Source organism: Clostridioides sp. ES-S-0049-02 (assembly GCF_020658465.1).
In the GTDB taxonomy this organism is placed as follows: Bacteria; Bacillota; Clostridia; order Peptostreptococcales; family Peptostreptococcaceae; genus Clostridioides.
The window spans coordinates 230150-245425 of sequence record NZ_JACVWG010000002.1; the positions used below are offsets into that span (position 1 = coordinate 230150).

Sequence of the window (15276 nt, forward strand, 5' to 3'; positions counted from 1 at the left end):
AGTCTATATGTAAATAAAAAAGGGTATCTCATTTATAATTTAAGAATATTGTAAGACATCCCCTTTTTAAGTGTGCAATAAAATTGTCTTTTTAGCTATTACTTATCTATTACTAAAAAGGAATAAAAAAATTTTATTTAAAAGCCAAATTTTTAATAGCATATAAATAATTCTCTTTCGTATTTTTAAATTTAATAAACTCAAGTTTTAGTTATGAGCTTGTTTAATATAGGTTATGTTCTTGTAAAGAATTTTGTTAATTAATTCTTATTAATCTATATTTTGGAATTATTAAATATGATGAACAAGTTAATAGTTATATTGGTAGAGATATTAAATAGAATAGTAATTAAGCATAAATTTGACAAGTATGAATATTTGAATAATAATAAGGTTAGATTTTATATAAGAATTAAATAATTATAATATAATTAACATTCAATAAACATTAATTATATATAATGATTAAGTTGATATTTTATTTAGGAGATGATTATATGAGAGTATTAATAATAGAAGATAATAAAGAGCTTTCTTATAATATGAAGATAGGGCTGGAAAATGAAGGATTAGTAGTAGATATAGCAAATTGCGGATTAGATGGAGAAGAGAAAGCATTTATAAATGACTATGATGCTATATTATTAGATTTAAATTTACCAGATAGAGATGGAATAGAGATATTAGAATTTTTTAGAAGTAATAATCTAAATACTCCTATAATAATTGTAACAGCAAGAGATGGAGTAAATGAATTGGCAAAAGGTCTTGATTTGGGAGCTGATGATTATATAGTAAAGCCATTTCAAATTATAGAATTGAGAGCTAGGATACAAGCAGTTATAAGAAGATTTTATGGTAGGACAAATTCAAATATAGAGGCAGGTCCTCTTACAATAAGTCCATCATCTAGAAAAGTGTATGTGTATAACAAAGAAGTAAACTTAGGAACTAAAGAATTTGATATAGCAGAATATATTGCAAGTAGATATCCAGATATTGTATCAAGTATAGATATATCAGAACATGTTTATGATGAATACTTTGACCCATTATCATCTGTATTAAGGGTGCATATAGCTAGATTAAAAAAGAAATTAAGAGAAGTTGCAGGAAAAGAGATAATAATAACTACTAGAGGGATAGGATATTCTATATGCAAGGATTAAAAGATAAAAAAACTATAGTTTTAATTTTATATTCTGTTATAGTCTTTATAATTTTTACAGTAGGTTTGAAATATATTATAAATATATCTAATACAAGTAAAGAATTAATAGCTAATGATTCAAATTCATATTATGGAACGAATATAGATAATACTTATAACACTATGGAAGATAAGACTTTAGATAAAAGATTAAGTTTTGATTATAATATTGTACTTAATAGTAACTTTAATATAATTATAATGTTATTTTTTGCCTTTACAGTAACCTCTAACTTTATCCTTTTATCAATATTGAATAGACTAGAGTTTAAAGAAAGAATGGAGATATTAAATAATATAAATAATATAGAAGATGAAGACGAAGTGTTGAGTATAGACCCTATTATGTCTAAAGTATATAAAGATTTAAAAGATAAATTTGATTCTCATATTGAAGATTATAAAAGATTAAATTCATATTTATCTCATGAACAAAAAAATGCCATAGCAATACTTAGAACAAGCTTAGAATTAAGCGGAAATGAAGAACTATTGAATACTCTCAATAAAGTTGCAAATAATGTAGAAGATGTACTTGCAATAAGTGATACAAAAAATAATGAAGATATGTATGAAGTTGACATAGCTTTAATATGTGCACAAGTATGTGACCACTATTCTAAAGTATATGCTAATTTAAGTTTTGATTTTGATGAAGATGAAAATATGAGTATCTATGGGAAAGAAAAGTGGATTTATAGAGGTGTATCCAATCTTTTAGACAATGCAATAAAATATGGTGAAGGTAAAGATATATGTGTAAATGTGAAAAATCAAAAAGGTAGTGTTATTGTATCAGTAAGAGATAATGGCATTGGAATGAACAAACAGAGTATGAAAAAAATATTTTATGATAGATATAGAATAAATGAATTAAATAAAGATGGATATGGTATAGGTCTTAGTTTAGTAAAACATGTATGTAACTTATGTAATGGATTTATATGGGTAGAAAGTGAAGAAGGTAAAAGGTCAATTTTTTATTTAGTATTTAAAGAATATAAAGAATAAATTAAGATAGATATAATAACTCTAAGACACTATTGAATTGGTAAGAGGAGATGTGAAGTGTATATTTTAAATAATGCAATCAAAAACTTACTTAGAAATAAATTGCGTAATTCATTTAGTACAGTTGTTATATTATTGATGGTCTTAGCAATATTAATTTCCTCAATAATAAATTCAAACGTTAATGTGATAAAGGCGAATTATGAGAAAAAATTTGAATCAGAAGTTCAAATTAAGCTTGATGCTAAAAAGATTGTTCAAAGTGATTCAGGAGAATCTCTAATAAAATATAGTAACTTGAGTGTAAATGATTATTTAAATTTTGCAAAGTCAAAATATGTAAAAAAAGTATCTTTTATTGGAAATATCACAGCACACTTTGATAATAAAAAATATAATTCTAATGATGACAGACAAATCTTATATGATGATATGAGGGCTGAAAATTGCGGGATTATGGGATATACAGAAAAGAATGAAAGTCTTAAGCACTATAATCTGGAAAAGGTAAAAGGGCGATTATTTCAAAAAGATAATGAATGTATGGTAAGCGAAGAATTTATTGATATTAATAAGTTGAAAATTGGAGACACGATATCTCTATTAAGTGATTATAGTACTAATACAAAACTGAATTTAAAAATAGTAGGAACATATAAGAAAAAAGATAATAAGAATGTTAACGATATAGAAATAGCTCAAGATGAAAGTATATATGATAATATATTAACTACGTATAATACTTTAGTAGAATTTGAAAAGAAGATTGAATCAGAAAATTCAATAATTTATACAAATGCTAGATTTTTATTGATAGACTCTAATAGTAGAAAAGATTTTGAGAAAGAGGTAAGAGATAAAGGTCTAAGTGACATTTATAAAGTTACTATAGATGAGTTTGCGTACAGTAAATTAATAACTCCAATGCAACATTTGTCTAATATAGCTTTTACAGTTACGCTTGGAATATTAATATTAGGTTCGATATTATTGATGATAAATTCTATAATATCAATAAAAAAAATAAAGTATTACATTAGTGTGTTAATATTAACTGGAATGCCTAAATTTAAGATAGTTCAGAGTTTCATATGTGAAAGTATTATGATAACTTTAGTATGCCTTATACTTGGAGGAGGAATTGTAAGTATATCAGTTTCAAAACTATCAAATTATGTTTTTGAATATCAAAATCAATATAATGTAATACATAATGTTGATTTACTGAATAATAGAGAATATAAAAATATAGATATAAATAGTGATGATATCAAACAAGAAATAAAAAGTTTAAGAGATAAATTGATTCCAAATCTGATATTTAAGATAATTATTGTAGCGATAATATTGATATTATTAACTAACATAGTGGCCATATATAGTACAATTGTATATAAACCAATACAGATAATTTATGATAGAAATTAGGTGATGTAGATTGGTAATACTAGAACTGATAGATGTTAATTACAAGTATGAGGGAAGTAATAAATATGTATTAAAAGATGTAAGTGCCAAATTTGAAACTGGAAAAATGTATGTTGTTATAGGAAAGCCTCGGGCAGGAAAGAGTACTTTGTTATCTATAATATCAGGTCTTGATGATTATACTGATGGAAGTATTATTTACAAGGGTAAGGATTTAAGAGATATAAATAAGGATATGTATAGAAATAAAGATGTAGGAGTCATATTTAAAGATTATAACTTATTAAATAATGAAACTATTTTGGAGAATATGTTTTTACCAATGAGAATTAGTGAAAATAAGAAAAAGAATAAGAGGGAAATAGCATGTAAAATTCTACAAAAGGTAGGAATTGATAGAGAAAAAGTACTGGATAGAGTAGAAAACTTATCTTATTATGATAAACAAAAAGTGTGTATTGCTAAGTCATTATCTAATAATCCTGACTTAATAGTATGTGATGATATTATAGAAAGCACGGATGATAAAAGTGAAGAAAGTCTAATAAATGTGTTTTACAATTTGGCACATAAAGATAATAAATGTGTGATAATAGCAACAAGTTCAGAGGAAGTTGCTTTATTTGCGGATGAGATATGGGGAATAAATAATGGAAAATTAATGTTTATAAAAAGTAAAGAAAAGAATATGGATTAAACTTTAAAGAAGTTGTTTCAGTTTAGATTGAAATTATATGAAAAATATTTAAATTACACGAAAATGAGCTACAGTTGGGGGGAACTGTAGCTCATTCTATTTTGGGGGAGATAGGTTGAACTTATTGGTTATCCGTATCATATTTTTAGTATAGTCACTTATTTTAGATTATATACATTTTTTTATAAATTTTACATAAAATGTTAAATGTTATAATTGCTTAGATATTATTAGAAGTGATAAAGTTATAATTAGAGAAAATTAATGAAAAAATGTATTATAAATAATTGGAAAATATTATATAAGGTATTAAAATATTAATGTATTTACAGCAATTTAGGAAAAAATACGAAATCTATTCATAAATACAAAATAAAAATATAATTTAAAAAATATTTGATAAAAATTTCATATAAAGAATATTTTATATTAATCTCATTTTAGGTATATCTATTAAAAAAAAACTTATAATACAATATAATTTAAATTTCAATAAATACTTAATAAATGCGCATTTAGATACTTGAAAATACTGGAAAATATATGGTGTAATAAAAAATCTTGAATAACTTTAAAGAATTGAATATATATAATAAATATTTAAATATATTTAAATAAAAAAATACAAAAAACGACAATTATATAGTGCACAATTAAAATATTTTGCAATTGTAGTATTATAGGGGAAAATGCAAAATATATGCGAAAGTGAAATTTTAAATATTGACATTAAATTAAATATAATATACTATGTAAGTGTGATGAAACATTTTTTTCAGAGGGGATTTATAGTGAATATAAAAAAAGTATTTAATAACAATGTAGTAGTAAGCTCCCTAGAAGATGGCACAGAAATAATTGTAACTGGTGCTGGAGTTGGATTCAAGAAAAAAGTAGGAGATTTGATAGATGAAAGTTTGATTTCTAAGAAATATTTTGTTCAAGATAATCAAAAAGACAAATACAATCAAATACTTAATAAAACCTCAATTGAATATTTTAAAATTTCAGAAGAAATTATAGAAAAAGCTAATGAAGTTTTAAATACTCAAGTAAATGATTCAATAATATTGGCTTTAACTAGTCACATAGAATTCGCTGTCCAAAGAGAAAAACAGGGTATAAAATTACCAAACCTGATACTTAATGAAACAAAACAACTTTATAGAGAAGAATTTGAATTTGGATTATGGGCAATTGATGAAATTGAAAAAAAGATAGGTATAAAGTTGCCTGAAGATGAAGCAGGCTATATTGCTATTCATATAATCAATGGATTAGAAAATTCTCAAAAAGATGAAGGTATTAATATACTAGAGTTTTCAAAACAAGTTGTTCAGATAATAGAAGAAGTACATGGATTTAAATTAGATGTAAACTCACTGAATTACTCTAGGCTTATAACTCACTTAAAGTTTTTCGTTCAAAGAATTTTAAGAAAAGAAACTTACAAAGATAGTGATGTTGAAGATATGTATAAATTAGTAAATAAAAACTATAATAAACCTAAAGTATGTACTGAAGAAATTGCAGCATTGGTATTAGACAGATTTGAATATAAAATTAGTAAAGAAGAAGAATTATATCTAATGATTCATATAAATAAAATAACAAACAGTGGTTGTTAGGATTGTAACTGATAAAGCAGGCAAAACCTAAGTCATTGAACTTAATTTTAGTTAAGTTTTTTGATTTAGGCTTTTTTATTGAATACAGACAGTGACTTTTAGGATTGTAACTGGTTAAGCAGGCAAAACCTAAATCATTGAACTTAATTATTAGATTAAGTTTTTTGATTTAGGTTTTTTTATTAAATAAACACAATGGCTTTTAGGATTGTAACTGATTGAGCAGGCAAAACCTAAATCATTGAACTTAGTTATTAGATTAAGTTTTTTGATTTAGGCTTTTTTATTAAATACAAACAGTGACTTTTAGGGTTGTAACTGGTTGAGCAGGCAAAACCTAAATCATTGAACTTAGTTATTGGATTAAGTTTTTTGATTTAGGTTTTTCTATAAATTAGATTATGTTTTTTATATAAAAATAGGAGGGTGAAAATATGAAAAAAAATAAGTTAGGTCTATGGAATTTCTTCCAAATGTTAGGAAAAACGTTTATGTTCCCAATAGCATTACTTAGTGTTTCTGGTATGATGCTAGGTCTTGGGGCTGGTTTTACAGATCCTAAGATGATTGCAATGGTTCCATTTCTAGGAAATGAATATGTTAATATGATTTTAAATTTCATGTTAACAATAGGATTATTTGCATTTAATAACTTGGGAGCATTATTTGCAATGGCAATTCCACTAGGATTATTAAAAAAAGAAAAAGAGTTTGGTGCATTTTCAGGTTTAGTAGGATTTATAGCAATGCATATAGGTACAAATTTTTATTTAACAAGAGCTGATTTATTAGTAGCAGCAGACCAAATGTCAACTAATGGTCAAGCCATGATTATGGGTATACAAACATATAACACAAGTGTTTTAGGTGGTATTATAGCAGGTTTAATTGTTTATGCAATGTATGATAAAGTTAGTAATTTGAAAATACCAGAATCACTAGGATTCTATAGTGGACCAAGATTAGTTCCAATTGTTAGTTTAATAGTTATGAGTATTGTGGGATTATTAATACCTATTGTTTGGCCACCATTTTTCAATGCGTTCCAAAGTTTAGGAAGATGGATTTCTTCAGCAGGGCCATTAGGATATTTTTCATATGCAGTAGCTGAAAGGGTTACAATACCATTTGGATTAAACCACCTTGTAACATCTGTATTCCGTTTTACACCAATAGGTGGAACTGCTGTTATTGATGGAGAAACATACTTTGGAACATTGAATATGTTTATGGCATATGTGGAGAATAATCAGATTATACCTCTTGATTTAGCTGGTAAAATGGAGCAAGGTAAATTAATGATTCAATATGGTTTAGCTGGAGCTGCATTAGCTATATATCGTACAGCAAAACCAGAAAATAGAAAAGCACTTAAAGGGCTTTTAATATCAGGAGTGTTGACAGTTATTATAGGTGGAATAAGTGAACCAATAGAGTTTTTATTCTTATTTATCTCACCAGCATTATTTGCTTTCCATACATTTATGAATGGTTTAGCAAACATGGTACTTCCATACTTAGGTGTATTGATGGGATTCACAGGAGATTTAATAGCATTTATAAGTTTTGGAGTCTTGAGAGGAACAGCTACAGGATGGCCAATAGCAGTATTAGTAGCAGCTTTATACTTTGCAATATATTACTTTGTATTTAAATGGGCAATTCTTAAATTTAATATAAAAACTCCAGGACGTGAAGATAAAGAAATAAAAGTTTCTGAAGGAAATGGTTCAGATTTTAAAAATCTATCTACATACAAAGGTCAGCAAATGATAGCAGCGCTAGGAGGGAAATCTAACATACTATCATTAGATAATTGTGTAACTAGATTACGTTTAAAATTACAAGATGTATCACTAATAAATGAAGATGCAATTAAAGAAGCTGGTGGTATAGCAGTTGTTAAATTAGATGAACACACAATTCAAGTAATTATAGGTACTCAAGTGTATTCTTTAAGAAAGCAAATGGATAAGGCGATGGAAGGTCATTTGGAGGAATGTAATGATTAACTTTGATAAAAAAGTAAACCGATTGGGTACATATTGTACCCAATGGGATTATGTAGAAGATAGATTTGGAAAAAAAGGATTACTTCCTTTTACAATATCAGATATGGATTTGGAATTTCCAAATGAGATAACAGAAGTATTGAAAGAAAGATTAAATCATAGAGTATTAGGATATAGCAGATGGAAGCATGATGATTTTAAAGATTCTATCAGAAATTGGTACTCTAAGAGATTTAATTGCAGTATTGATAGCAATTGGATATATTACAGTCCAAGTGTAATGTATTCAATTAGTAAACTCATTGAAATTTTTAGTGATGAAGGAGATGGAGTATTACTAAACACTCCTGCATACAATGCTTTTTATGAAGTAATAGGAAATAACAATCGCAATATTATAAAATCTCCTCTTACAAATAAGAATGGATTTTACTCTATTGATTTTGATGATTTTGAGAAAAAATGTAAAGATTCTAAGATATTTATTTTATGTAATCCTCATAACCCAACAGGTAGGGTGTGGAGTGAATTAGAGCTTATTAAGATTGTAAGGATTTGTAAGGAAAATAATGTAAAAATAATATCAGATGATATACATATGGATATTGTATATGATAGTAAAATGACACCTGTTTTAAATGTGGCAGACAATTATTTGGAGTCTATATTTATTTGTACATCAGCATCTAAGTCTTTTAATATACCAGCATTGACTGGGTCATATGTAATTATACCTAATGAAGAGATAAGAACTAAGTTTGAAAATATAACTAGATATCGTGATTTTGTAAATTCACCAGCTATACTAGCTATTTTGGGAACAATGACTTGTTATAATGACTGTGAATATTGGCTAGATGAGTTACTGAAATACATTAAAGAGAATCTTCAATATACAATTAACTATATAGAAGATAATTTAAGGCCATTAAAGTTGGTTATGCCAGAAGGTTGTTACTTTGCTTGGATTGATTTCTCGGAGCTTAAAATAAGTAGTGAAAAATTCCAAAATCTATTAATAGATATTGGTGAAGTTGCTATTATGGGAGGCAAGGTATATGGAGAAGAAAGTGAGTTTTATTTGAGGTTAAATGTGGCATGTTCAAGAGAAAAACTTGAAGATGGTTTAAATAGAATTAAAAAAACTATAGATTATATTGCAAAAAATATTTAATATAGAAGGGGAGATGATTATGAACTATTTAAAAACAATGGTTGATGTTATGACTACTGAAATGAATGCTATAAAGTGTTTAATAGATGAAGCAGGTATTGAATATGAAAATATAGTTAATGAAATTGCAAATTGTAAAGGTAAAGTGATTTTTATGGGTGTAGGTAAATCTGCACATATAGGTAAAAAATTGGCAGCTACATTTGCAAGTACTGGTACACCAAGTTTTTTTGTACATGCAACAGAGGCAGTACATGGAGATTTAGGAATGATTGAAAGTCGAGATATTACAATTTTAATCTCAAATAGTGGTAATTCTATGGAAGTTGTAAATTGTATAAAATATGTTAAGGCAATAGGTTCTAAAACAATTGCTTTTACCTCAAATAGAAATTCAGTATTGGCAAAGGAGTGCGATTATGCTTTAATATATCCTGCAAAGGGTGAAGCTGACCACTTAAATTTAGCACCAACAACATCATCTACGATTACTTTGGTTTTAGGAGATTCTATTGCATGTGCATTATCTAAAAACAGTAATTTTGACTCAGCTGATTTTTATAAATATCATCCAGGAGGAAGTTTAGGTGAAAAACTAAAGGCAGCTAATAATGGTTAAAAGTAAAAAGGAGAGTATATTTTATGTTTAAAATGTTTAAGAAAAAATCAATAAAATCACCAATATCAGGAAAGGTAATAGAGTTATCTAAAATACCAGATGCTGTATTTTCTCAAAAACTTATGGGCGAAGGTGTAGCTATAGATTCTACAGGTGATATTGTTTATGCTCCATATAATGGTAAGGTGGCAGTTTTAGCAGAAACTAAACATGCACTTGTTATAGAATTAGAAAATGGAATGGAACTTCTTATTCATGTTGGTTTAGATACTGTAAACTTAAAAGGTGAAGGATTTGAAGCATTAGTAAGTGTAGGAGACCAAGTAAAAGAGGGGACACCAATGTTAAAAATTGACCGTTCATTAATTGAATCAAATGGTATCTCACTTATTACTCCAGTTACAATAACTAATCATTCGGAGTACAATATGAATACATATAATGTAGGTAATAATGTAGAGGGTGGAAAAGATACTGTAATTGAGTTTAAATAAAAAGTATAAAATAAAAGATTACTGTCTATAAACTTATGTTGTACAATGTAAATTTAATATAAATATGTTAGATAAAAAGGGACTTACTTGCTTTTAAATTGAGTAGTTCCTTTTATTTTTTGTAATTAGTTTTATACTCTTCTCTTTATATAAGAATAGCTAATTATAAATAATAATTGTTCAAATAGAGATTTAAATATATTGTTTTGAGATACATTATAATTTAAACGTTGTATAATATATGAACTTCATAAACTTAAAATAGAAATGTTGACAATAATAATAAACTTTAGTAATATATGTTTATTGAAATAATAAACCATATACTGGAGGTGAATAATATGAAGATTGAAAATCTTTCTATTAAAGATATCAAAAAAGGTTATGTATTCAATGCAGATTTAAATTGTTATAGTTGCATTATTTGTGGAAAAACGTATGAAGTAGGAGAAATATACAGAGTTGGTGATAGATTTTTTGAAGCATCAAGAGCTATTGAATTGCATACAGAATTAAAACATGGTAACTATTTGGAACAATTGGTCAATAATGATTCAAAGTACAATACATTAACAGATAATCAAAAACAATTATTTAAATTATTTATTAGTGATTTATCAGATAAAGAAATTGCAAAAGAGCTTGGTGTATCTACTTCTACAATACGTCATCAAAAATTTATGTTTAGAGAAAAAGCAAAACAAGCTAAGCTATACTTGGCTTTATATGAATCTGTATTTGAAGATAAATCTAATAGAGATAGTATTATAATACCAATCCACGAACATGCCAAAATGGTAGATGAGAGATACGTAGTAACTGAAGAAGAAAGAAAACACATTTTAGAAACATCATTTGAAAGTATGAATCTTCTAAAATTAAAAGCTTTTTCATCAAAAGAAAAGAAAAAAGTTGTTATTTTGTCTAAAATTTTAGAACAATTTGAGCAAGGAAAGCAATATTCAGAAAAAGAAGTTAATCAAATTTTAGAGTCTATATATTATGATTTTGCAACGATTAGAAGATATTTAATTGAATATGGTTTTATGAGTAGAAATAAAGAATGTACAAAGTATTGGTTAACATAATAAAAAGCCAAAACCTATCAGTATATAAAGCTATTTCTTGCTTGATTAGCTGTGAAAGGAGTTAAAAATGAATGATGAGTTGAAATCTATTTTGTACAATGAAGGTGTAGACATTATTCGTTTTGTTGATATATCTGAATTTCCAATAAATCAAACACTAGGCTTTTCTAAGGCGATTTTATTTTGTATAGGATTATCAAAGAAGTTTATTAAAGATATATACAATAATTTACCTACAGACAGAGATGAGTTTTTGGAAAAAGAGGAAAAGGTGGAAAAACTAGCTGATTGGATTTCTGAATATCTTCAAAAAAAGGTTATAGTGCTTATGCTCAATCAGAAAAAAATAATATAGAACACAGATACATTGAAAGAGGATATATTGACCCTAATAGCCCTTTACCACATAAGACAATAGCGAATATTAGTGGTATTGGATTCATGGGGAAAAATAATTTATTTATCACTGAGGAATTTGGATGTGCTTTTAGCATGTGTACAGTACTTACGGATGCACCAATTTCTGTTGAAAAGCATCCTTTGATTGCTTCAAAATGTGGTGATTGCAGTGTTTGTGTAGAAAAATGCCCTGCAAAAGCTATACATGGAAATGCTTGGACTTTTCAAGGGGGAAGAGAGTCTATAATCGATATTTCTAAATGTTTTTGTGTTTTAAAATGTATGGTAAATTGCCAATGGTCATTGAAATATGCAAATCAAAAACTATAATCTAGATATGAGATAGATATTTTTATTGTATTTTAGCTTTCTTAAAAAAATAAGCTTATAGGGTGCTTGATAATTGCACCCTTTTTAATATTATTAAATATAATAATTTAGACTGATGTTAATGATAGTCTGAATTAGGATTAATATTATCATGTTTTTTATCAAAGTCAAGAATAAAGTAAAAATAAAATAATATGTCCTTCTTTATTTTTCTAAAAATGTATTGTATTATTGATTCAGTGGTAAATACGATGAAATTAAGTTGGATAACAATAATTATTCAGTATTTACATTACATTATAAGTTGGTTATGTGTATCAAACATAGAAGAAAAGTAACATATGATTTTGTGTGAAATGAACTAAAAAATATATTTATTCATATTACACCGAATTATGGAGTGGAGGAGAAAGATTATGAAAAAAGATACATCTCATGTAATTAAGCGGGCCGAGCGATTTCAGGTCATTTTGATTGGAGAAGGGCTTCTTGTAGGCGCTATAGCTGGTTTGATTGTACTTTTATATAGGATACTTTTGGGGCAGGCTGGTATCTGGCTTAACCAAATATTAAATTTTGCAAAAGGTTCAACTGTGAAAACAGCAGTTTGGTTTGCAGTGCTTGCACTGCTTGCGTGGATTGTATCAAGGCTAGTAAATTGGGAGCCAATGATTTCAGGTAGTGGTATTCCTCAGCTAGAAGGAGAGATGACAGGGAAAATCAAGCAAGTATGGTGGCGTGTGTTGCCAGCCAAATTTGTTGGAGGATTCTTATCGCTTATGGGTGGTCTTGCCTTGGGAAGAGAAGGACCTTCTATACAGCTTGGTGCTATGGCAGGAAAGGGTATTTCCAGAGCTCTTGATAGAGGAAAGACAGAGGAAAAGTTCTTGCTTACTTGTGGGGCAAGTGCAGGATTATCAGCAGCCTTTCATGCACCACTGGCAGGCGTCATGTTTTCACTGGAAGAAATACATAAAAACTTTTCAGTGTCTGTTTTGATTTCTGTGATGACAGCATCTCTAACAGCGGACTATATATCAGCTAATTTTCTAGGAATGGAATCAGTGTTCCAGTTTGATATTGGAAATGTGTTACCACAGAGTTATTATTGGTTGATACTGATTTTAGGTGTTGTGCTTGGCGTTATGGGGGCATTTTATAATTGGTTTACCTTATTTGTTCAGTCTTTATATAAAAAGATTCCCCAAATAGGTACATTTGGAAAAATATTGATTCCATTTTTTATGGCTGGTATTTTGGGTCTTTTGATGCCTGAGGTGCTTGGAAGTGGGCATAATCTGGTGGAAGCACTAACAAGCCATGAATATTTGTTGGGAATGGTAGTTTTGATTTTTGTCATCCGTTTTGTATTTTCGGCTGTTAGTTTTGGGTCTGGTGCGCCAGGAGGAATCTTCTTCCCGCTACTTGTTTTAGGAGCCTTTATTGGGGGAATGTTCGGAATGGTAGGTGTACAGTTTTTTGGAATGAACTTAGACTATGTCAATAATTTTATACTTCTGGCTATGGCAGGGTATTTTACTGCCATTGTACGTGCGCCTTTGACTGGAATTATATTGATTTTTGAAATGACAGGTTCTGTCAGCCAGATGCTTTCCCTATCCGTTATTTCAATTGTGGCGTATATTGTGGCTACACTTCTGAAATCTAAGCCGATTTATGAAAGTCTTCTGGAGAGATTACTTGAGAAAAATGGAGAACCTGTTCATAGAGAGAGGGGAGAGAAAATACTAGATCAGTTTTCCATTATGTTTGGTTCTCCTGTTGCTAACAAAGCAATTCAGGATATTCAATGGCCAGAAAATTGTCTTTTGGTAGCCATTCAAAGAGGAGGAGAAGAAATTATTCCAAAAGGAAAAACAATTCTTAAGGCAAGTGATATAATTGTTACCATGACAGATGAGAGAGACAGTAGTGTTGTGTATGATAAAATGGAAAAACTTTGCAAAGAAAATACATCATATATTGTCTAGGGATAATAAGCTATAAAAAAGATGTTTTCTGTGTGAATGAAAACTAGTAAATAATGTGTGTGTAGAATGTGGTCTGGACAATTCTAAGAGTGATATCAGCTATACTTTTAGATGGAGGTTAAATTATGATAGTAAGTGTAAGTAGAAGAACTGATATACCTGCTTTTTATAGTAAGTGGTTTTTTAACAGACTTAAAGAGGGTTTTGTGTATGTTGTTAATCCGATGAATCCAAAACAAGTCAGTAAGATAGAGTTAAATCCACATACTGTTGATTGCTTTATATTTTGGACAAAAGATGCAACTCCAATGATATGTGATTTGAACAAATTAAAAGACTACAAATATTATTTTCACTATACTATAACTCCATATGGTAAAGATGTAGAAACACGAATTTTAGATAAAAAGAAGATAATAGAGTCATTTAAAGAATTGTCTAGAAGCATAGGAAAAGAAAGAGTAATTTTGAGATATGACCCAATTTTTCTAAATGAAAAGTATAACTTAGATTATCATATAAAAGCATTTGAGAGATTATGCAGTCAACTTAATGGATTTACAGAAAAATGTATAATAAGTTTTATAGATTTATACAAGAAAACAAAAGTTAATACAAAGTCATTACATATAAAACCTATACAAATTAAAGAAATAGAAATATTGTCGAAGGAACTTTTTAGAATATCTAATAAGTATAATATAACACTTGAAATATGTTGTGATGAATATAATTTAAGTAAGTTTGGCATTGGAAAAAGTAAATGTATTGATGATAAGTTAATATCAAAGATTATAGGTAGTGAAGTGAAAGTCAAAAAGGATGATACACAAAGGGATATTTGTGGATGTGTTAAGAGTATTGATATAGGGCAGTACAATACTTGTAGACATTATTGTTTATATTGTTATGCTAATTTTAATTATACACGAGTAGAAGAAAATTGTAGACTATATAATGAAGAAAATAGAGTACTTGTAGGTGCTATAAGAGAAGATGAAAAAATAACTGTTAGAAATATGAAGACTATTAAAGTAGATAAAAACAATAATAATCAGATTAGTATATTTGATTAAAAGTAAATATAAAATGGTTACTACTTTAATATGTTGAAAAAATATATAAAAAAGTAAATGTAAAATAAACACTATTTTAATGTGTTAAAAAAATATAAAATTGTAATAATAGAACAAGT

14 protein-coding genes are annotated in these 15276 nt (G+C 27.6%); all 14 read left to right on the forward strand.

Translation table 11 applies throughout. From position 1 onward, the window contains the following. The first annotated feature begins 497 nt into the window (after positions 1 to 497). The 14 genes from IC213_RS07285 to IC213_RS07350 all read left to right on the forward strand — a co-directional run bounded on the left by IC213_RS07285 (position 498) and on the right by IC213_RS07350 (position 15157). Positions 498 to 1169, forward strand: coding sequence for a response regulator transcription factor (locus tag IC213_RS07285; RefSeq protein ID WP_227433896.1), 672 nt, complete (start codon positions 498 to 500; stop codon positions 1167 to 1169). Beyond that, entirely contained in the window at positions 1157 to 2221 is a 1065-nt protein-coding gene (locus IC213_RS07290) for a sensor histidine kinase (protein WP_227862927.1), read from the forward strand. Before IC213_RS07285 ends, IC213_RS07290 begins: the two co-directional genes overlap by 13 nt. A 57-nt stretch (positions 2222 to 2278) precedes the next feature. Beyond that, positions 2279 to 3649, forward strand: coding sequence for an FtsX-like permease family protein (locus IC213_RS07295; protein WP_227862928.1), 1371 nt, complete (start codon positions 2279 to 2281; stop codon positions 3647 to 3649). A 10-nt stretch (positions 3650 to 3659) separates the two neighbouring features. Next, on the forward strand, positions 3660 to 4346 hold the full coding sequence (locus IC213_RS07300) for an ATP-binding cassette domain-containing protein (protein ID WP_227433899.1): 687 nt from the start codon (positions 3660 to 3662) through the stop codon (positions 4344 to 4346). Between the two features lie 791 nt (positions 4347 to 5137). Beyond that, entirely contained in the window at positions 5138 to 5974 is an 837-nt protein-coding gene (locus IC213_RS07305; protein ID WP_227481988.1) for a PRD domain-containing protein, read from the forward strand. A 434-nt stretch (positions 5975 to 6408) separates the two neighbouring features. Then, positions 6409 to 7986 (forward strand): PTS transporter subunit EIIC, encoded by a 1578-nt coding sequence (locus IC213_RS07310; RefSeq protein ID WP_227830917.1) that lies wholly within the window; start codon positions 6409 to 6411, stop codon positions 7984 to 7986. After that, on the forward strand, positions 7979 to 9160 hold the full coding sequence (locus IC213_RS07315; RefSeq protein WP_227481990.1) for a MalY/PatB family protein: 1182 nt from the start codon (positions 7979 to 7981) through the stop codon (positions 9158 to 9160). Before IC213_RS07310 ends, IC213_RS07315 begins: the two co-directional genes overlap by 8 nt. 19 nt (positions 9161 to 9179) lie before the next feature. Further along, positions 9180 to 9779 (forward strand): KpsF/GutQ family sugar-phosphate isomerase, encoded by a 600-nt coding sequence (locus IC213_RS07320; RefSeq protein ID WP_227481991.1) that lies wholly within the window; start codon positions 9180 to 9182, stop codon positions 9777 to 9779. A 23-nt stretch (positions 9780 to 9802) separates the two neighbouring features. Then, positions 9803 to 10273, forward strand: coding sequence for a PTS glucose transporter subunit IIA (locus tag IC213_RS07325; RefSeq protein ID WP_227481992.1), 471 nt, complete (start codon positions 9803 to 9805; stop codon positions 10271 to 10273). A 341-nt stretch (positions 10274 to 10614) separates the two neighbouring features. Next, positions 10615 to 11361: a DUF2087 domain-containing protein gene (locus IC213_RS07330; protein ID WP_227862929.1), complete on the forward strand. Its 747-nt coding sequence runs from the start codon at positions 10615 to 10617 to the stop codon at positions 11359 to 11361. A gap of 67 nt (positions 11362 to 11428) precedes the next feature. Further along, positions 11429 to 11716, forward strand: a complete 288-nt coding sequence (locus IC213_RS07335) for a hypothetical protein (RefSeq protein ID WP_227862930.1) — start codon at positions 11429 to 11431, stop codon at positions 11714 to 11716. 86 nt (positions 11717 to 11802) lie between these two features. After that, complete coding sequence (locus IC213_RS07340) at positions 11803 to 12090, forward strand: 4Fe-4S binding protein (RefSeq protein ID WP_227862931.1); 288 nt, start codon at positions 11803 to 11805, stop codon at positions 12088 to 12090. 416 nt (positions 12091 to 12506) lie between these two features. Beyond that, positions 12507 to 14081, forward strand: a complete 1575-nt coding sequence (locus tag IC213_RS07345) for a ClC family H(+)/Cl(-) exchange transporter (RefSeq protein ID WP_227851208.1) — start codon at positions 12507 to 12509, stop codon at positions 14079 to 14081. Positions 14082 to 14206: 125 nt separating this feature from the next. Then, positions 14207 to 15157 carry a DUF1848 domain-containing protein gene (locus IC213_RS07350; protein ID WP_227824374.1) on the forward strand — a complete coding sequence of 317 codons (951 nt, stop codon included), beginning with the start codon at positions 14207 to 14209 and terminating at the stop codon, positions 15155 to 15157. Positions 15158 to 15276: the final 119 nt, after the last annotated feature.

Bases quoted from the DNA above. Each gene is read 5' to 3' on its own strand.
- IC213_RS07285 (WP_227433896.1), top strand. From the start codon at position 498: ATGAGAGTATTAATAATAGAAGATAATAAAGAGCTTTCTTATAATATG.
- IC213_RS07290 (WP_227862927.1), top strand. From the start codon at position 1,157: ATGCAAGGATTAAAAGATAAAAAAACTATAGTTTTAATTTTATATTCT.
- IC213_RS07310 (WP_227830917.1), top strand. From the start codon at position 6,409: ATGAAAAAAAATAAGTTAGGTCTATGGAATTTCTTCCAAATGTTAGGA.
- IC213_RS07315 (WP_227481990.1), top strand. From the start codon at position 7,979: ATGATTAACTTTGATAAAAAAGTAAACCGATTGGGTACATATTGTACC.
- IC213_RS07320 (WP_227481991.1), top strand. From the start codon at position 9,180: ATGAACTATTTAAAAACAATGGTTGATGTTATGACTACTGAAATGAAT.
- IC213_RS07325 (WP_227481992.1), top strand. From the start codon at position 9,803: ATGTTTAAAATGTTTAAGAAAAAATCAATAAAATCACCAATATCAGGA.
- IC213_RS07330 (WP_227862929.1), top strand. From the start codon at position 10,615: ATGAAGATTGAAAATCTTTCTATTAAAGATATCAAAAAAGGTTATGTA.
- IC213_RS07335 (WP_227862930.1), top strand. From the start codon at position 11,429: ATGAATGATGAGTTGAAATCTATTTTGTACAATGAAGGTGTAGACATT.
- IC213_RS07340 (WP_227862931.1), top strand. From the start codon at position 11,803: ATGGGGAAAAATAATTTATTTATCACTGAGGAATTTGGATGTGCTTTT.
- IC213_RS07345 (WP_227851208.1), top strand. From the start codon at position 12,507: ATGAAAAAAGATACATCTCATGTAATTAAGCGGGCCGAGCGATTTCAG.
- IC213_RS07350 (WP_227824374.1), top strand. From the start codon at position 14,207: ATGATAGTAAGTGTAAGTAGAAGAACTGATATACCTGCTTTTTATAGT.